Source organism: Pyxidicoccus caerfyrddinensis (genome assembly GCF_010894405.1).
GTDB classification, from domain to species: Bacteria; Myxococcota; Myxococcia; order Myxococcales; family Myxococcaceae; genus Myxococcus; species Myxococcus caerfyrddinensis.
On the sequence record NZ_JAAIYA010000038.1, the window covers coordinates 75,435 to 91,459 of the forward strand.

At 67.2% G+C, this 16,025-nt stretch carries 15 protein-coding genes, 2 tRNA genes and 1 pseudogene; 10 read left to right on the forward strand and 8 right to left on the reverse strand.

The window, feature by feature from the left end; genetic code table 11:
* On the forward strand, window positions 1-616 hold a 616-nt coding region (locus tag G4D86_RS48095; protein ID WP_164002288.1), incomplete at its 5' end, for a DUF1214 domain-containing protein.
* Between the two features lie 301 nt (window positions 617-917).
* Here the strand turns inward: G4D86_RS48095 and G4D86_RS53590 are convergent.
* The 4 genes and pseudogenes from G4D86_RS53590 to G4D86_RS48115 all read right to left on the reverse strand — a co-directional run.
* A pseudogene (locus G4D86_RS53590) lies at window positions 918-1,646 on the reverse strand (IS701 family transposase); the annotation flags it as partial.
* Between the two features lie 884 nt (window positions 1,647-2,530).
* Window positions 2,531-2,607: transfer RNA gene (locus G4D86_RS48105), tRNA-Asp, on the reverse strand.
* Between the two features lie 7 nt (window positions 2,608-2,614).
* Window positions 2,615-2,686 (reverse strand) — tRNA-Val (locus G4D86_RS48110).
* Between the two features lie 190 nt (window positions 2,687-2,876).
* On the reverse strand, window positions 2,877-3,488 hold the full coding sequence (locus G4D86_RS48115; protein ID WP_164002289.1) for a TetR/AcrR family transcriptional regulator: 612 nt from the start codon (window positions 3,486-3,488) through the stop codon (window positions 2,877-2,879).
* A gap of 91 nt (window positions 3,489-3,579) precedes the next feature.
* Here G4D86_RS48115 and G4D86_RS48120 point away from each other — a divergent pair, with 91 nt between their 5' ends.
* Complete coding sequence (locus G4D86_RS48120) at window positions 3,580-4,488, forward strand: oxidoreductase (protein ID WP_164002290.1); 909 nt, start codon at window positions 3,580-3,582, stop codon at window positions 4,486-4,488.
* A 92-nt stretch (window positions 4,489-4,580) separates the two neighbouring features.
* On the opposite strand, the gene G4D86_RS48125 is transcribed toward G4D86_RS48120, so the two are convergent.
* Complete coding sequence (locus tag G4D86_RS48125; protein ID WP_164002291.1) at window positions 4,581-5,489, reverse strand: hypothetical protein; 909 nt, start codon at window positions 5,487-5,489, stop codon at window positions 4,581-4,583.
* Between the two features lie 449 nt (window positions 5,490-5,938).
* On the opposite strand from G4D86_RS48125, the gene G4D86_RS48130 reads away from it, so the two are divergent.
* From G4D86_RS48130 to G4D86_RS48145, 4 genes are all read left to right on the forward strand, one after another.
* The gene (locus tag G4D86_RS48130) at window positions 5,939-6,340 is read left to right on the forward strand and encodes a hypothetical protein (RefSeq protein ID WP_164002292.1); all 402 of its coding nucleotides are present in this window, start codon (window positions 5,939-5,941) and stop codon (window positions 6,338-6,340) included.
* A gap of 182 nt (window positions 6,341-6,522) precedes the next feature.
* Complete coding sequence (locus G4D86_RS48135; RefSeq protein ID WP_164002293.1) at window positions 6,523-7,872, forward strand: eCIS core domain-containing protein; 1,350 nt, start codon at window positions 6,523-6,525, stop codon at window positions 7,870-7,872.
* Between the two features lie 98 nt (window positions 7,873-7,970).
* Window positions 7,971-9,308, forward strand: a complete 1,338-nt coding sequence (locus tag G4D86_RS48140) for a neprosin family prolyl endopeptidase (protein WP_164002294.1) — start codon at window positions 7,971-7,973, stop codon at window positions 9,306-9,308.
* 87 nt (window positions 9,309-9,395) lie between these two features.
* On the forward strand, window positions 9,396-10,172 hold the full coding sequence (locus tag G4D86_RS48145; RefSeq protein WP_164002295.1) for an SDR family NAD(P)-dependent oxidoreductase: 777 nt from the start codon (window positions 9,396-9,398) through the stop codon (window positions 10,170-10,172).
* 96 nt (window positions 10,173-10,268) lie between these two features.
* Here G4D86_RS48145 and G4D86_RS48150 read toward each other — a convergent pair whose 3' ends face one another.
* A complete protein-coding gene (locus G4D86_RS48150) occupies window positions 10,269-11,198 on the reverse strand; it encodes a hypothetical protein (RefSeq protein WP_164002296.1) in 930 nt (309 codons plus the stop codon).
* A gap of 372 nt (window positions 11,199-11,570) precedes the next feature.
* Between G4D86_RS48150 and G4D86_RS48155 the strand changes: the two genes are divergently transcribed.
* Complete coding sequence (locus G4D86_RS48155) at window positions 11,571-11,720, forward strand: hypothetical protein (RefSeq protein ID WP_205520385.1); 150 nt, start codon at window positions 11,571-11,573, stop codon at window positions 11,718-11,720.
* Between the two features lie 234 nt (window positions 11,721-11,954).
* Here the strand turns inward: G4D86_RS48155 and G4D86_RS48160 are convergent, their stop codons facing one another.
* Window positions 11,955-12,491: a hypothetical protein gene (locus tag G4D86_RS48160; RefSeq protein ID WP_164002297.1), complete on the reverse strand. Its 537-nt coding sequence runs from the start codon at window positions 12,489-12,491 to the stop codon at window positions 11,955-11,957.
* A 374-nt stretch (window positions 12,492-12,865) separates the two neighbouring features.
* Here G4D86_RS48160 and G4D86_RS48165 point away from each other — a divergent pair, with 374 nt between their 5' ends.
* Complete coding sequence (locus G4D86_RS48165) at window positions 12,866-13,366, forward strand: hypothetical protein (protein WP_164002298.1); 501 nt, start codon at window positions 12,866-12,868, stop codon at window positions 13,364-13,366.
* Window positions 13,367-13,486: 120 nt separating this feature from the next.
* Here G4D86_RS48165 and G4D86_RS48170 read toward each other — a convergent pair whose 3' ends face one another.
* Complete coding sequence (locus G4D86_RS48170; protein WP_164002299.1) at window positions 13,487-14,635, reverse strand: FAD-dependent oxidoreductase; 1,149 nt, start codon at window positions 14,633-14,635, stop codon at window positions 13,487-13,489.
* Window positions 14,636-14,744: 109 nt separating this feature from the next.
* On the opposite strand from G4D86_RS48170, the gene G4D86_RS48175 reads away from it, so the two are divergent.
* Together G4D86_RS48175 and G4D86_RS54435 are read left to right on the forward strand one after the other, a co-directional pair.
* Window positions 14,745-15,416 (forward strand): TetR/AcrR family transcriptional regulator, encoded by a 672-nt coding sequence (locus G4D86_RS48175; RefSeq protein WP_164002300.1) that lies wholly within the window; start codon window positions 14,745-14,747, stop codon window positions 15,414-15,416.
* Window positions 15,400-15,819, forward strand: coding sequence for an FAD-dependent monooxygenase (locus G4D86_RS54435; protein WP_420821894.1), 420 nt, complete (start codon window positions 15,400-15,402; stop codon window positions 15,817-15,819). The genes G4D86_RS48175 and G4D86_RS54435 overlap by 17 nt, the downstream gene beginning before the upstream one ends.
* Window positions 15,820-16,025 lie beyond the last annotated feature (206 nt).

Genomic DNA, 16,025 nt, shown 5'->3' on the forward strand with positions numbered 1-16,025 from the left:
CGGCCTGCCGTTCGATGTGAACGACCTGAGCCCCGAAATGCTGGCGGCCTTTGAAGGAGGCATCGCCGATGCCTGGCAGGCATTCGAAGCGATCAATGCACAAGTGGACGCGGGCGAGCTGAAGACCGGCGATTTCTTCGGCACGAGGGACTTCCTCAACAACAACTACCTGTACCGCTTCGCGGGGGCGAAGATCGGCATCTACGGAAACTCCAAGGAGGAAGCGCTCTACTTCATGTACAACGTGGATGCGAACGAGCAGATACTCGACGCCTCGACGAGTCAATACACGCTCACCCTGACCGAACTCCCGCCGGCCAAGGCGTTCTGGTCCGTCACGATGTATGACGCCAAGACCCAGCTGCTCGTCGACAACCCCATCAATCGCTATCTGTTGAACTCGCCGATGCTGGACTCGTTCGTGCGTGGGGCGGACGGCTCAATCACGTTCTACATCCAGAAAGAAGCCCCGAACGAGGGGTTGCAACCGAACTGGCTGCCAACCCCTGATGGAGCGTTCTACATGGCCCTGCGGCTCTACGTCCCGGAGCGGAGCGCACTCGACGGCGAGTGGACCTCCCCCCAGGTGCGGCGAGTGGACACATCGGCGAGATAGGTCCCGCTCCACTGAGGCTCGGTGACATGGAACTGATAGCGCTTCTCATTTGGGTTGAGCCCTGTATCCGCAGTGACGGAACCAACTCAATGCATCTTGCGGCGTGATGGTCGTCATAGCCTCGGCGATCGCCTTGTCGAGTTCATCCCGTGTGCGCGCTTCGGCGTGTTGGAGCAGGCTTTTGAACTTGCTCCAGCACAGTTCAATCGGATTTAGAGCTCCTAACAAAAAGTAAGAGTTGAGCCCCGTTCCCCGAGGGGGACTACCCCTCGGAAGGGACTTTTGTTAGGAGCTCTTGGTACTACCCGGTCACATGCGTGACTGCCCACGAGGAGGCGCGCGCGCGTTGACCTGACGCAGGCACAGGGGACAGTAGCCGATGCGGCGCAGCAGCAGGATTTGGAGCTGCCGCCGCACCTGCGGCAGCGTCCATCGCGTCGTGCTCCGGGGGGAAAAGCGCTCGGTGCAGGGCGAGGAAGCCATGGGCCACCATGCAGAGCGTGGCGTGGTGAGGGAAACCTCGCCAGCTGCGGCCTTCGAAGTGGTCCAGGCCGACTTCGCCCTTCATCTCCTGGTAGTCGCGCTCCACTCGCCAGCGCAGCCTGGACAGGCGCACCAACCGCTTCACCGGGGTGTCCTCTGGAAGAGAGGACAGGTAGTACTTCGTCGGGCGTGCCTCCCCGCGAGGCCACTCAATCAGCAGCCATACCTCCTCGCTTGGAGGGGCTCGCTGGACGTGACGCTCAGCCGTATGGACGCGCGCGGCCGCAAACCGGGAGGACTGCTCGCCTCGACTGCCCTCGCGCCAGCGGACGGTGTGGAACTTCTCCTGGGGCACCTGGAGAGCCAACTCCTCAATGGCCCAGGGCCGCAGGCCCTCGGCCACATAGCGGGTGCGAGGGCGTCCATTCTTTCCAGCCACCTTCTCGGGTTTCCGAGGACTCGCCCCGGGTGGCCATACCTTATGGGTGCCCTGCACGCCCATGAGGTAGTGCAGGCCGCGTTCGCGTACGCCGTGAGCGCACTGCCGCCCGCGAGGCACGGCCCGTCCGCCCCGCGACGACGCCCCAGCTCCACCTGCGGCTCGAGCCGGAGGAGGGTGCGTAGACGTGCCCACCATCACCGCGAAGAAGGATGGTACCTGTACCGCCGCCGGGTGCCGCGGTCGCATTCGCCGGGGAGAGCTGTGCTGGTTCGAAGCGGCCACCGGCCTTCGCCACGTGGAGCTGGCCTGTCGTGAGGCCGCCGCAGGCACCCGGCCCAACCTCAGGACCGGGCGGTGCACGTGCGGCACCCAGGTGCCCCCTCGCCATGGCTCGTTTGCGCTCAGGGAATCGACGCTCGAGGGCCGGCACCGGAAGACGTGGGTGGTGCTCTGCGCGCGGTGTCATTGAGCATCGACCGGGAACTGGGCCGCTACCGCGCTCGCAACCTGGAACTGGAGGCGCTGGTGGAGCAGCCTGCGTTCTTGTCCTGGCAGGAGCGCATCCGCGAAGGGTGCGTACCGGTGAGTACCCCGGGGAGGGTCTGCGCTCTGCGCAGGCCCCCCGTTGTTGATGCGGGAGGCGCCACCCGTCGAGGTGTCCGTGGCCGCGCCGAGCACTTACGGGGCAGCCCGGACGTGAGACGGTTCTGGCGGGCGTGCGCGCCTGCGGGGCCTGGTCGAGCGCAGCCTGCTGCCCATGGGGGACGCCACGGCGCGCAGGTGCTGGCGTGCTTGCACGGCATGCTAGCGGCCGCTGCTCCAGCGCAGTCCGTCCAAGAGGCCTGTCGTAAGTAGGGCCGACGATGCACCTCAGAGAAGGAAAGCTGAGGGCCATGTGGCGACTTACATACGGCTTACAAGCGGCAGGCTTACAAGCAGTGCCCGGAAAGACGAAGGGCCCGGAACCTTGCGATTCCGGGCCCTTCTATTGGCGAGGAGTACGGGACTTGAACCCGTGGCCTCCGGCGTGACAGGCCGGCGTTCTAACCAACTGAACTAACTCCCCACAACCTTGGGCGGAACAGGGATTGAACCTGTGACCCTCGCCTTGTAAGGGCGACGCTCTACCGCTGAGCTATCCGCCCCGAAGGCGTCCGCCGCGCTGCAACGAGGGGGCTTTTATAGAGCGTGCTCCCCACTGTCAAGCATACGTTTTTGGCGTCCTGATCATTCCGGCGAGCCTCATCCGCGGAGTGAAGACGCCCAGACAGGCCGTGGCCTGACTGCCTCCCCACCCAGAGGCCGACGGCTCCATCCGAGGCCACCGGGGAGCGTCTAGCCGCCGTCGACGAGGTCCTGGAGCATGGCGGCGAGCTTCGTGTCCGTCGCCGCGTCCAGGGTGCCCGTGAAGGGCTTGATCGGCAGCGTGCTCCGGAAGACCCAGACGCCGCAGAAGAGCGCGAGCATCAGCGCCGCGCGCGACTCCGCCCTCGGGGGCCCCAGCCACTGGGCGAGCGGTCGCGTCAGCCGCTCCTCCAGCAGCGTCGTCACGAGGTCTCGTACTTCCTCGTCACCCGCCGACAGGAGCATCATCGCCAGTGCGTCCGCCTCGGGCACGGGCTTGTTCATCAGGTACTGCACCACGTGGCGGCCGAAGTCCTTCCGACCGGCCGCGAAGAAGCCCGACAGCCCCAGGTCGTGCCCCAGCGCTTCCCGGAACAGCTCCTTCTTGGAGCCGAAATATCGGACGACCAGCGCGGGCGTGACACCCGCCTCCGCGGCCATCTCCCGCATGCCCGCCTGCGCATAGCCCCGCGTCGCGAAGGCCCTTCGCGCCGCTCGCAGCAGGTCCGCCCGCGTCTGCTCCGCGTCCCGTTGTCGCGGCCGGCTGCTCGACGCTGGACGACGGGTAGGGGACTTGCCGGTGGGGCGACGTTTCTCGGTCATGGGGCGCGAAGTAAACGAGTGTTGACAAAAAATACCCCGGCCCACAGTCTTGGCAAGTAAACGGACGTTTACTTGCCGCGAGGTCGAGACCATGAAGACGGATTGGAGCACCCGGGACATTCCCCGGCTCGAGGGGAAGAAGGCCATCGTCACGGGGGCGAACAGCGGCATCGGGTACTTCACCGCCCTGGAGTTGGGGCGGGCGGGAGTCGAGGTGCTGGTCGGATGCCGGGACGTCCAGAAGGGGCAGGCCGCGGTGGAGCGGATGCGGGCGGAGGTGCCCGGGGCGCGCTTCTCCCTGGAGGCGCTCGACCTGGCGAGCCTCGCCTCCGTGCGCGCGTTCGCCGAGAGGGCGCGGGCCGCGATGCCGACGCTCGACCTGCTGGTGAACAACGCGGGGTTGATGGCCGTGCCGAAGCGGCAGACGACGGTGGATGGCTTCGAGGTCCAGTTCGGCACCAACCACCTGGGCCACTTCGCGCTGACGGGGCTGTTGATGCCGGCACTGGGCGCCAGCCGCTCGCCCCGCGTCGTCACGGTGAGCAGCACCGCGGCGTACTGGGGGAGACTCGACCTGACGAACCTCCAGAGCGAGAAGCGCTACTCGCCCATGGGGACGTATGGGAATTCCAAGCTGGCGAATCTCCTGTTCATGCTGGAGCTGGACCGGCGCTTCGGTGGAATGGGGCTGCTCAGCGTGGCGGCGGAGCCGGGGGCGAGCGCGACGGGATTGCAGAAGCAGGACCTCGTCGCTCGGCTCACGAAGCTCATCGGGCAGTCGGCGGCGGAGGGCGCGCTGCCCTCGCTCTACGCGGCGACGATGCCGGACGTGAAGGGAGGCGACTACTTCCACCCGGGAAGACGCTTCGGCCTGGTCGGGCCTCCGGCGCCCTCGAAGTTCCCCAAGCGCGCCCGCGACACGGCGATGGCGCGTGTGCTGTGGGAGGCGTCGGAGCGACTGACGGGGGTCTCGTATCCGGTGCTCGCGAAGGCGGCATAGGGAGAGTGTCGCGCTCGTGTCCTCCGGTCGGGCGGGGACGGGCGGGTCGGACCCCTTCACGAGGAGTCCGACCTCTCACCGCGACGTCGGGACTACTTCCGGGCGCCGTTGGAGTCAGTGGGGGTGGTGGTGCCGCCCGTGCCACTCCCGTTCTTCGCGAGCCGCACGAGCTCGGCGACGGAGACCTGGGCGACGCCGCGGTTCAGGTTGCTCGGGTCCTTGGGGTCCTCCGCCCAGAAGCGGAACACGATGTGCCGCGGATCATCCGACGAGAACTGGGCATCCACCGGGAACTCGAGGACGGACGGCGCTTCGTTGGTTCCCGAGGCCAGCTCGCCCTCGCCCGCCACCTGCTGCCACGGGAGCTGGTCCGCCAGCCCGTCCCACATCAGTTCATTGAGGGCAATGGCCTTGTCCGAGATGGCCCAGTCGAGCTGCCGGACGCGGATGGGCGTGCCGGTGTGGTTGCTCAGGTCGATGACCGGCCGGATGCCGCCGTCGGACGCCCGCTCCACCTTCCACTCGTGGCCCACCGCGATGACGTCGCCGACAGGCCGGGTGTCGCGCGTCCAGTAGAACGCGGGCAGATCGTCCGGGTTGTTGGAGTGGCTCACCACACCGATGGCGGCCGAGTTGGAGCAGAAGCCGATGTGGGCGTAGTCGCCGCGCTTCACGCTCTTGCCCGGTGCCGAGAAGTTGAGCGTCGAGGTGGCGGTGGTGCTGTTCGTGGTGACTGTCGGCACGCCGAACGGGTTCATCGAGCCTGTATAATAGCTGCAGAAGGACGTGGGTCCCTGCACCGTGACGTGCAGGTCGTTCGCGTCGAAGTTGGTGTTGTTGTAGATGTCGACGTTGTAGCAGTAGGCGGAACACGGCGGCGGATTGCCACCACCGGGCACCTGCGCCTGTTGCACATACGTGGTGGCAGCTCCACCGATGCCGCTCATGACCATGGCGACGGCCAGGGTGTGCTTGACGCCAATTTGACGGAAGACGTTCATCACTGCTTCCTCTGCCTCGTGTCCGAGGCCGCTGGGGGGAGAGCTGCACTTCCCCTGAGAGCAGGATTCGAGCCGAAGGCTTCACTCCCCGTGTGACCTGTCTGGAAGCGACGGAATGTGACTCCGAACGTCACGACTCCCGAGGTCGGTGTGACGCCCGGCGCTACAACGCACCGCGCGGTACTGCCGGAGCGGAGCGGGAGGGCGTCGGTTCTTGCCTCGCCGCTGCCTGGGGCGCCACGCTCGCCTCTTCCGTACCTGCTTGGGGGAGTTGAAGCCGCTGGCGCATGGCCTCCGTCTGGTCCGGCTCCTCGACGAGGCGGGCCACCACGCTCGATTCATCTGCCCGGGTAGTACCAATGTCATGCGAGAATCACGAACCGCGGGATGCGGCTCCACGGGCGGGGCAGACCGGCCCTTCGATGCCAGCGCGGCCTGAAAGAACAACGATGGAGAACAGCAGGTCGCTCGCCGGATTGATTGGACCCACGCTGATCGCCGTGGGCACGACCGAAGCCTTCAACATGGACATTTTCGCCGCGCAGACGGCACCGGTCGTCTACCTGAACGGCACGCTGCTCTTCGTGGCAGGCCTTGCCATCGTGCGAGCCCACAACGTGTGGAGCCTGAGCTGGCGCGTCCTCTTGACGGCAAGCGGGTGGGTGTCGCTGTGCGGCGGGCTCTATCGCATGGTGGCACCAGCAGCGCCTCAAGCAGGGGAGGGGCTGTTCACGTACCTGCTGCTCGCCGTTCTCGTGGGCAGCGGCGGTCTGCTGACCTTCATGGCCTACCGTCCGGAGCGAGCCGCGACGGAGCCACGAGCGCCTCATGGACCCGAGGTTCCTCCATGAGACGGGTTGCCCGGCACTGGCGCATCCGTACGCCCCCATCTGTACCCTCGTGCTGAAGGGGACTCAGATGAGCAGTGTTGGGGGCGCGCCCGCCGGCTCGAGGCTGCTGATTTAATCCGGATTAATTCATTCCCTCTCGGACGCCCCCCGATAATCCAGGTGCACGAAGAGGGGGAACACACATGGGTATCAGCAACGTCCGAGCCGCGCCGCCACCGCCACCGCCACCACCCAAGGTCGAGCCGCAGCGCGCCGCCACACCTCCACCGGCACCTCCACCGGCACCCAGCGGCTTCATCCAGGCCAACACCTTCCAGTCAGCGCCTGCGCCCCGTCCCCGGGTCGACCTGAGCGGCGGGATGTGGACGCCCACCACGACGGCCACTGCTCCCGCCACCACGCTCCGCACGGAGCGCCTGGGGGATGGCCGCGCCAACTGCCTGGAGCGGGCCCACGCCGCCGCCCGCCCCGGCGACACCGTGCTCCTCTGCAACGACACGCGTGACGCCTCCGGGCACGCCGTCGTCCTCCATCCGGACGGGACGGTGACGGACCCCAACCCGCCGTCCACCACGTGGCCCAGCCAGCAGGCCTGGCAGGCCGCGAATCCCCAGTACCAGGAGGCCGGACGGGTAGGGCAGGAGGCCCTGGACAGTGTGCTCTCGCTGCCGCCCGGCCCTGAGCGGAACGCGCAGTTGCGGCTGCTCGGACTGGACGGCGTCGCCAACGTCGCGGTGGCGGACGCGGCGGATACGGAGCAGCAGCTCGCGGACGCTCACGCGGCGCTCGAATCGGCCATCGCCGAGATGAACGAAGAGGGCTTCACCGCGGAGCGGTGGGCCGCCGTGCAGGCCGCCGCCGGTGCGTACGAGTCCTCCATCGAGGAGGCCTACGGAGTCACCATCAACCAGAGCGAGAGCGTCCCCAACCCGAGCACGGACTACCTCATGGCGCGCCTGGATCCGCTCGGCACGCAGAACGCCGTGGCCGCGGCTGAGATGGCGGAGCTCACGATGAACCTCCTGTCGAACTTCCACGACGGCCTCGACGCCACGGCGACGTACCTGGCCGAGAGCACGGGCAATCCAGACAGGTTCGCCGCCTTCCAGGAGGTGATGGGGGACGTGACGTTCAACCTCACGGACACCCCGCCCAAGGAGGCCAACGGGGCGCGGGGCTACACCGCCGGCCAGACGGTGTACTTCCACATGAGCGACTCCGCGCGCTCGCCCATCGCCAGCGACCTGGTCATCCACGAGCTGGGTCACGTGCTCTCCTACCGCGCGGGCAATGGCAATGGAGAGAATGCGCCCCTCCAGTCCTCGCTCGCCTCCAACAGCACGCGGCTCACCCAGGCCGAGACGCTGATGGAGAAGGCCGGCGACCACCGCCAGCACGATGACCCGCAGCCGCGCGAAGTCTCCGCGGACCTCTTCCTCTACGCCGTGCGTGGCTACGCGAGCCCGGGCCGGACCCTGGATTCACTGCTCGACGACAACATCGAAGCGGCCAGCGCATACACCGGCCGCTGAGCGGCACGCCGGAAGGCCCGGCCGTGACTCCGGGAAGAACTGAAGCAGCGCGCGTTGGAGGGAGGCAGGTCTCAACCAGCTTCGTCCCAGGAATCGCCATGCTCCGGAAGTCCTACGCCCTGCGGGGCGCCACCCTCCTTTACCTGGTGCTGTCCGGCTGCGGCTCGCAGGATGCGCCCGCCTCCGAGGCCACCGTGGCCGCGCCCTCCACGGACCGGACCGCGCGCGCCGTGGCCCCGCTCACCGAGAAGGAGCTGGAGCTGCGCCGCGAGCGCATCCGCGAGTACTTCCGCGCGCGCCTGTCCCGGCTGGACATCGTGGCCACCACGAGGACGGACTCGGGACAGGTCATCGACTGGGTGCCCGCCCCGCGCGACGTGCCGGAGATGCCTCCGCCCCCCGAGGAAAAGATGCCCGAGGGGACGAGTCCGCTGCCCGAGACACCGGGGCCCGAGGACAAGGACGCGCCCGTGCAGACGGAGCTCCAGCTCCAGCCGTGGGCGCAGGGCCCCGCGGGCACCGTGCCCGTCGTCCGCTTCGACGTGGAGAACTACCTGCGCCTGGAGACCGAGCCCCCCGAGAACCCGGAGGACGTCTTCGAGCGCATCCCCGAGCCGTCCCCCGCCTCGAATGACCGCTACTACGGCAACTGGAACAAGACGGGCGGCCCCTTCTTCGGCAGCGCGGCCATCATCAACCTCTGGGACACCTCCGGGCCCGTGGACAATGAGACGTCCATCGCGCAGGTCGCCGTCATGCGGGGCAATCCCATTCAGGCCATCGAAGTGGGAAAGATCGAGCTCGAGTCCCTCAATGGTGACAAGGCGCCCCACCTCTTCACCTACTTCCGGACCAACGGCTCCGAGGACGGAGACTGGGAGGGGGGCTACAACCAGTTGTGCGACGGCTGGCGGCAGGTCAGCACCCAGATCGTGCCCGGCGCGAAGCTCATCGGCATGAGCGCTCAGGGGAAGGCCCAGTACGTCATGGACATCGAGGTGCGCCTGCACAAGGGCAACTGGTGGGTGCGAGTCCTGGGCGAGTGGATTGGCTATTACCCACGCTGCAAGGACAACGACACGACCTCCACCTGCAAGAACGAGGGCTTCCTCTTCTCGACGCAGGGCATCCGGAACAACGCCGACAAGCTCACCTGGTTCGGCGAGGTCTACGACTCCTCCGCGCCCGAGGCCACGGCGACGCAGATGGGCAGCGGCCGTTTCGCGTCCGAGGGCTGGAGCCATGCCGCCTACTTCCGCAACCTCACCTACTTCTGGGCCCCGACCACCTACTGGTGGTGGGACGCCAGCACCAAGCCGGTCGCCACCGATGCCAAATGCTACTCCGTGAGCGAGCCCACCTTCAGCAGCACCTCGAGCACGAAGAACCGGTTCTTCTTCGGCGGACCGGGCAAGGCGGCCGAGGGCTGCCACTGAGCAAAGACAGACCGCGGGGGAAGGCCTGGCGGCCTCGCCCGGCCTTCCGCCCCGGTGACGTCTGATTCAGTGATATGCGGAGGCGATATGGGAACCGCGGAGCTCTTCGACATCTCGGGGCGCGTGGCGCTGGTCACCGGGGCCTCGCGAGGGCTGGGGCGGCACTTCGCCCTCACGCTGGCGCGGCGGGGCGTTGCCACGGCCCTGGCTGCGCGCGACGTGGCGGCCCTGACGGAGGTGGCTCGCGTCATCCAGAAGGAGGGCGGCCGGGCGGTGGTGGTTCCCCTGGACGTGACGGACGCGCGCAGCGTGCACAGCGCCATCCAGGAGGCCGCCGCGAGCCTGGGGCCCCTCTCCATCGTCGTCAACAACGCCGGCGTCGTGGACACGCGCCCCTGGGACGAGCAGGGCGAGGATGACTGGAACCGGGTGGTGGACACCAACCTCAAGGGTGTGTGGCTGGTGGCGCAGGAGGCGGCACGGCACTGGGTGAGGCAGGGACGGGGCGGCACCCTCATCAACGTCGCTTCCATCCTGGGGCTGGTGGCCGAGGGCGGAGTGCCCGCCTATTGCGCCTCCAAGGCGGGAGTCATCCACCTCACCCGCGCGCTGGCCATTGACCTGGCTCGGCATGGCATCCGTGTCAACGCGCTCGCGCCCGGCTACTTCGAGACGGACCTCAACCGCGAGTTCCTGGCCTCGCCCGCGGGCCAGGCCCTGGTTCAGCGGATTCCGCAGCAGCGCACCGGCCGGTTCGAGGAGCTGGACGGCCCACTGCTGCTGCTGGCCTCGGACGCGTCGCGCTTCATGACGGGCAGCGTCCTGGTGGTGGACGGCGGCCACACCGCCGTCTCCGCGGGCTGAGCGCCCGCGGGCTCGTTCCTCTCGTAGAGGGCCGGGAAGTACCCTGTCGACCTGCGTCCCCTCCCACCTCGGTGGAAGGGGACGCGGGGCGCGGAATCACTTCTTGGGCTGGGCGTCCGTGCACTCCGTGGGCGGCTTGATGTCCGGCATGGGCTCGGAGGTGGGTCCTCGCTCCTCCTCGACGACGCTGCGCTCCTCGTCACTCAGGTCCGCCGCCTGCTCCTCGCTGGGCGTTGCCGCCGCGCCCGCGAAGCAATTGCCGTCCACCTTGATGAGCCCCGTCTTGCAGTTCCACGAGGGCTCTCCGGTGCACACGCTGACCCGGTAGTGCCGGTTCTGGCCATTCGGAAGGTTGCCGCCAATGAGCGGAGACCCCTGGCGGCCCGGCGAGCCGATGAAATAGGGCGAGTAGCTGAACGTGGTGGACATCTGCTGCAGGTTCAGCCCATTGGGCGCCTGACCCGCGAACCACCGCCCCCACTCGTAATCATTCGTACGGGTCCACCAGCGGTCGCTCTCCTGGACCGTCACGAAGTAGTGGTTCTCGCAGCTCGTGGGGTCGGCGTTCAGCTTGATGTTGCTGGCGCAGACATTGATGGGAGCGCCATTCGCCGGCGGTGCCACGCCATTGATGTTGAAGTTGGGCGTGGCCGCGGCCGCGCTCGAAACGATGATGTTGGTGGACACCGTCTCCACCGTGGACCAGCCGATACAGGTCCAGTTCCGCTTCTCCAGCGTCACCGTGGCCTTGTACTGCCCCGCCCCAACGCCCACGTTGTAGAAGGGGAAGTTCGCCCAGGAGGACGACGTCTGATACTGCATCGAGGAGACGAGATTGCCGTTGAGGTAGAGATTGGCCTTGATGCGGTAGGGATTGGAGCCGCACGTGTTGTAGGGCCCGCAGCTCCCCCCGACGATGATGATGCCGGGACAGTACTCGTACGACACCATGAAGTTGCGGTTCCCGGAGCCGCAATAGCCGAAGTTGTTGGCGGAGTAGCCCGAGGTCGTCGAGCTCTGGGTCAACTTGGCGGCGCCTGCGTGTGACGCGGTGGGAACTGCGGCGAGCAACGCAACCACAACGATCAGCATCGATTTTGTCACAAGGTCCCCCTCCCAAAATGGAGTGGCGCCCTTGTTGTGCACCCAACATGCCGGCCGGTGCTCCAGAGTGGCGGTGACCCGGGTGTCACTGCCCGTGTGTCAATCCATGTTACGCGTGGCTCGGCGCTGTAACGTTTTGCGCTACAGGCGTGACGTCGAGCCTGGGCCGCCGGGCTCCAAGCCATGTCACACGCTGCTCGTCGGAATCTTCTTCCCGTGAGGCGAGGACAGGAAGGCTTGCCTCCCAGGAGGCCGGCGCATATCCAACGCGCGCCGGAACACCTGGGAGGCGTCATGTCGGGACACGAGCATCGCTACGCGGTGGCGTTGACGTGGACGGGCAACACGGGCGCGGGAACGGCCAGCTACCGCGCCTATGAGCGCGCACACGAGCTGCGCGTGGAGGGCAAGCCCGGAGCATCAGACGGAAAGAGGCACAGTTGAGGGAGGAGGGCAGGTGCCGAGGAGCCGAGGAGGACCGCAGACGTGGGCGGCCTGAGCCGCCGGCACCTGCCTCGCGTGGGTGCGCGCCCGGCCGCGGCCGGCTCGTGGCGGGATTGGGCTCCCTCTCCGCGCTCCTGTTCCTCGCGATCGAGCATGGACGCGAGCTGCGCCTGCATGCCCAGGTGCGCGGCGGCAGTCTCCAGCAGATCCTTGAAGAGCGAGACGGCCCGCCCGCTATTGCGTCACGTACTGGGTGGTCAGCCACGTTGCTATCGGTGGATGGTTGACCACCGTGTTGGGGGCAACGCCGAAGAGCGTGGTGTATGAGGCCTGCCAATTGACATTGTTTGACAGATTATGCCAATGCAAGATGAAGGTCGCATTGGGGAAGCGCCGCACGATGTTCACCTGGTGGCCGGAATAGGCTTGAATGAGGTAGGTCGTTCCGCCGGAAACGAGAATGTTGAAGTTGTGGTTCAGCGCCGAGGGCTCGCCGAGCATCGAGATGTTCACGAAGGTGTTGTCAGCGAAGGCCACCGGTAGGTGCGGATTGCCCTGGTCATACGTTGCGGTGTGGAGATTGACGGGGTTCGTGCCGGTGATGATACAGATTTGCTCCAGTAGGGCTGGGGCAAAGTTGTTGCAGGACCAATTGGCGTTGGACAACGCGTTCGTGTTGAGATCGACGATGTGGGCGCCGGGTGGGACCATTTGCGCGAGCACCGTATTGATCGCCTGGACCGTCTGCACCTGAGTCACCGGATTGGGCATGCTGAGCTCCTTGTGTGGCCGCTCGCGGGAAGCGGGGCTCATTTCACGACTTCCGGCGAATTAAACTGTGACGGATTGGGCAACGGCGCCTCGCGGAATGGAACGTCCATTCCACTCCCGGGAGGTCCGCCGGGGGTCCCTCCTCGAGCATGGGGGCACGGCCATCTGGCGGGTGAAGGCCATGGAGGCGCTCGGCCCGCGGCACCGGCGGGGCCATGACCTGCGCCGCTCTACGACCGAGGGCTTCCCCCCACGCCAGCCTTCCCCGAAGCCGCCGAACCGGGGCCCCGTGCAACAGCGTGCCGGCGTGCCCATGCATTCAAGGCCCGATGACAGCGCACCGGGTCCGCGCCCGGCACTGAAGGAGGAACATCATGAGAAGGCAGACCCCGCGTCTTCTGTGGGTGGGAGGGCCGCTCCTCGTCGTCCTCGCGGTCACCAGCGGATCGGCTGTCGCCCAGCCGCCCCAGGTGACGAACCCATCGCCGGCTGCGACCGCCACAGCTGCCGAGCCGGTCAATGCATTCAAGCAGGTCTCCAGCGCGAGCAATCAGACTGACAACCACGTCTTTACAATCCCCGCCGGCAAACGCCTGGTCATTGATTACGTGTCGGCCGAGGGCGAGGTGCCGGCCGGAGACTCGGTATCAGGTATCCACATCAACAACCCGGTCGTTCACTTCTTCGTCGTGAGTGACCAGGGAACCGATATCAACGGCAAGAGCGTCTTTGCGGCCGCGCAAAGCTTCCATGCCACGCTGGGTCCTTTTTCCCGTCCGACCGACGTCGTCATCCGAATGGAGCGGAGAACGTTCGGGCCCGGGAATGAGGCCACACTCGCTGTTTCCCTCGCCGGGAGCTTGCTGACTCCATGACTTCGACGTCCCACCGCGTGGACACGTTCGAGTCCTGCCCTGAGCATCAGACGGATAGAGGAACAGTTGAGGGAGGTGGACAGGTGCCGAGGAGGACCGCCGACTCCGCTTCGTGAATCATCACGGCTCGCGCGTGGTGTCTCCCGGTATCGAGCCGCCGGTGAGGAAGCCGATAAAGCTGTGCGGAGCGTTGTCGCCGAAGCAGAGCCCGAGGATCCACGATGCCTCGGCGGCGGCCTTCGCACTCCGGGCGAACATCGCGTCCTCGTACTCGGCGAGTGCGGCTTCGAGGTCGTCTGGATGCGCGGCAATGGCCTTGCCGAGTTCGGCACCGTCGTACATCGCGAGGTTGGCGCCCTCACCGGACGGCGCCATCAGATGCGCAGCGTCGCCGAGCAGGGTCACACCGGGCACGCGCTCCCATCGATGTTCGATGGGGAGCGCGTGGAGCGTCCGCGGGATGGGCGCGGTCTCTCCGTCCGTGATCAACGCGGTGAGCTCCGGCGCCCAGCCGTCGAACTCCGCCGCGACTCGGGCCTTCGCCGCCTCCGGGTCGGCGAAGTCGATGCCCGCGATCCACTCCTTCGGCCTGGCGAGCGCGACGTAGGTGTGCAGGGTGCCATCGGTTTCGCGGTGGGCTTGGATCCCCTTGCCCGGCGCGAGGGCGGACATGGCGCCGGCTCCGACGACCTTTGCGCTGGCCGGGTGGCGCTCGTCGGCGTCGTACAGGTACGTCTCGATGAAGGACGTGCCGACGTACTCGGGCTTCACGTCGGACAGCAGCGGCCGGATCCTCGACCACGCTCCGTCCGCGCCGACCAGAAGGCTCGTGGTCACGGTCGTCCCGTCCGCGAACGTCAGCTCATGGCGGCCGTCGCCGAGTGGGTGGACGGCCGTGACCTTGCGTCCCCACTGGATGGTGCCGTCGGGTAGCGAGTCGAGCAGGATGCGTCGCAGCTCGCCGCGATTCACCTCGGGCCGACCGCCGCTGCCGTCGTCGGGCTCGTCGAGAAGCACCGTGCCGTGCTGGTCGAGGACCCGGGTGGCTTCCCCGCCTTCGTGGATGATTCGGCGGAATTCGTCGAGGAGTCCCGCCGCTTGGAGCGCGAGCTGGCCGTTGTACTCGTGGATGTCGAGCATTCCGCCCTGCGTGCGGGCATCCGCGGACGCATCGGCCTCGTAGAGGGTGGCGGGGATGCCGTGGACGTGCAGGACACGAGCGAGAGTCAGTCCGCCGAGGCCGGCACCAACGATCGTGATCGGAGTCATCGGGGTTCCTTTCGAGTGGGAGACCGCTCGGCGAGGTTCGCCGACAGTCTCTGGAACGGTGTTCCAGAGGCATGTTGGAACGCTGTTCCAGTCGTGTCAAGATGGGGCAATGGCGAAGGCGAAACGTGGGTCGGAACGACGCGAGGAGGCGCTCTCACGCGAGCGCATCGTCGACGCGGCGATCGAGCTGCTCGACACCGAGGGCGAGAACGGGTTGACCTTCCGCGCCCTCGCCACGCGGCTGGCGACTGGACCCGGCGCGATCTACTGGCACATCGCGAACAAGAGCGAGTTGCTCGTCGCCGCCAGCGACGCCGTCGTCGCCCGCGCGATGGCCGACGTCGCTGCCCACGCCACGGCCCGGAAAACGATTCGCAGCATCGCCGTGGGCGTGTTCGAGGCGATCGATGCGCATCCGTGGGTTGGCGCGCAGCTCTCCCGGGGGCCGTGGCAGACAGCGACGCTGCAGATCTTCGAGCGCATCGGGCGCCAGGTCCAGGCGCTGGGGGTTCCCGACGGCGCCCAGTTCACGGCAGCGTCAGCGCTGGTGAGCTACATCCTCGGTGTGAGCGACCAGAACGCCGCCAACGGCCGGCTGCTCGAGCCGGCCGTGGACCGTGCTGATTTTCTCGAGACCGAGTCAGCGCGGTGGAAGGAGCTCGACGCCCACGAGTATCCGTTCACCCGGAAGGTCGCTACCCAACTGCGCAAACACGACGACCGCGCCGAGTTCCTCGCCGGGATCGACCTCATCCTCGCTGGGATTGCGGCTTCTCTGTAGCCAGTCCTCAAGCGTACGGGCTGCCACGGGCCGCGGCGCTGGCGGCGGTGAAGCCGCGGTCAATCAGCTCGAGGAACACCTCGCGGGTGGCGGCGGCACTTTACCCTTCGGAGGGCAGGGGCTGAACCTCGGTCTGGTCGACGCGGTCAACCTCGGCTGGAAGCTGGCCGCCACGGTGCAGGGGCGCGCCCCCGACGGCCTGCTCGACACCTACACGGCCGAGTGCCACCCGATGGCGGCGCGCGTGCTCGAAAACACCCGCGCCCAGCTCGCGCTCATGCGCCCCGACCCGCAGACGACCGCGATGCGGCAGATCGCGGCCGAGTTGCTGAGCTGCATCGCGTGGGCTGGGCGCGACGGCGGACTGCACCCCGCACTGGAGCGCTGGTTCTCGGCCCCCTGACGGTTCGTGTTCGCGTGGCGACCCGTTGTCGCTCATCAACGTCATCGAGCTCAGAGCATATGGGGCGACTCAAGCTAGGCTAGAGCGCCGAACAGGTTAGGTCACGCCGCGTGCTGGTAGCGCGCGGCGACCTCGAGGTTTTGGACGACCGCGAGTCGCCTGAGGTCAAAGAGGTTGCGGCGCGTGCCTCGGTAACGAGCCTTCGG

Coding starts and splice junctions, on each gene's coding strand:
- G4D86_RS48115 (WP_164002289.1), bottom strand. CDS start 3,488: ATGACCGAGAAACGTCGCCCCACCGGCAAGTCCCCTACCCGTCGTCCA.
- G4D86_RS48120 (WP_164002290.1), top strand. CDS start 3,580: ATGAAGACGGATTGGAGCACCCGGGACATTCCCCGGCTCGAGGGGAAG.
- G4D86_RS48125 (WP_164002291.1), bottom strand. CDS start 5,489: ATGAACGTCTTCCGTCAAATTGGCGTCAAGCACACCCTGGCCGTCGCC.
- G4D86_RS48130 (WP_164002292.1), top strand. CDS start 5,939: ATGGAGAACAGCAGGTCGCTCGCCGGATTGATTGGACCCACGCTGATC.
- G4D86_RS48135 (WP_164002293.1), top strand. CDS start 6,523: ATGGGTATCAGCAACGTCCGAGCCGCGCCGCCACCGCCACCGCCACCA.
- G4D86_RS48140 (WP_164002294.1), top strand. CDS start 7,971: ATGCTCCGGAAGTCCTACGCCCTGCGGGGCGCCACCCTCCTTTACCTG.
- G4D86_RS48145 (WP_164002295.1), top strand. CDS start 9,396: ATGGGAACCGCGGAGCTCTTCGACATCTCGGGGCGCGTGGCGCTGGTC.
- G4D86_RS48155 (WP_205520385.1), top strand. CDS start 11,571: ATGTCGGGACACGAGCATCGCTACGCGGTGGCGTTGACGTGGACGGGC.
- G4D86_RS48160 (WP_164002297.1), bottom strand. CDS start 12,491: ATGCCCAATCCGGTGACTCAGGTGCAGACGGTCCAGGCGATCAATACG.
- G4D86_RS48165 (WP_164002298.1), top strand. CDS start 12,866: ATGAGAAGGCAGACCCCGCGTCTTCTGTGGGTGGGAGGGCCGCTCCTC.
- G4D86_RS48170 (WP_164002299.1), bottom strand. CDS start 14,635: ATGACTCCGATCACGATCGTTGGTGCCGGCCTCGGCGGACTGACTCTC.
- G4D86_RS48175 (WP_164002300.1), top strand. CDS start 14,745: ATGGCGAAGGCGAAACGTGGGTCGGAACGACGCGAGGAGGCGCTCTCA.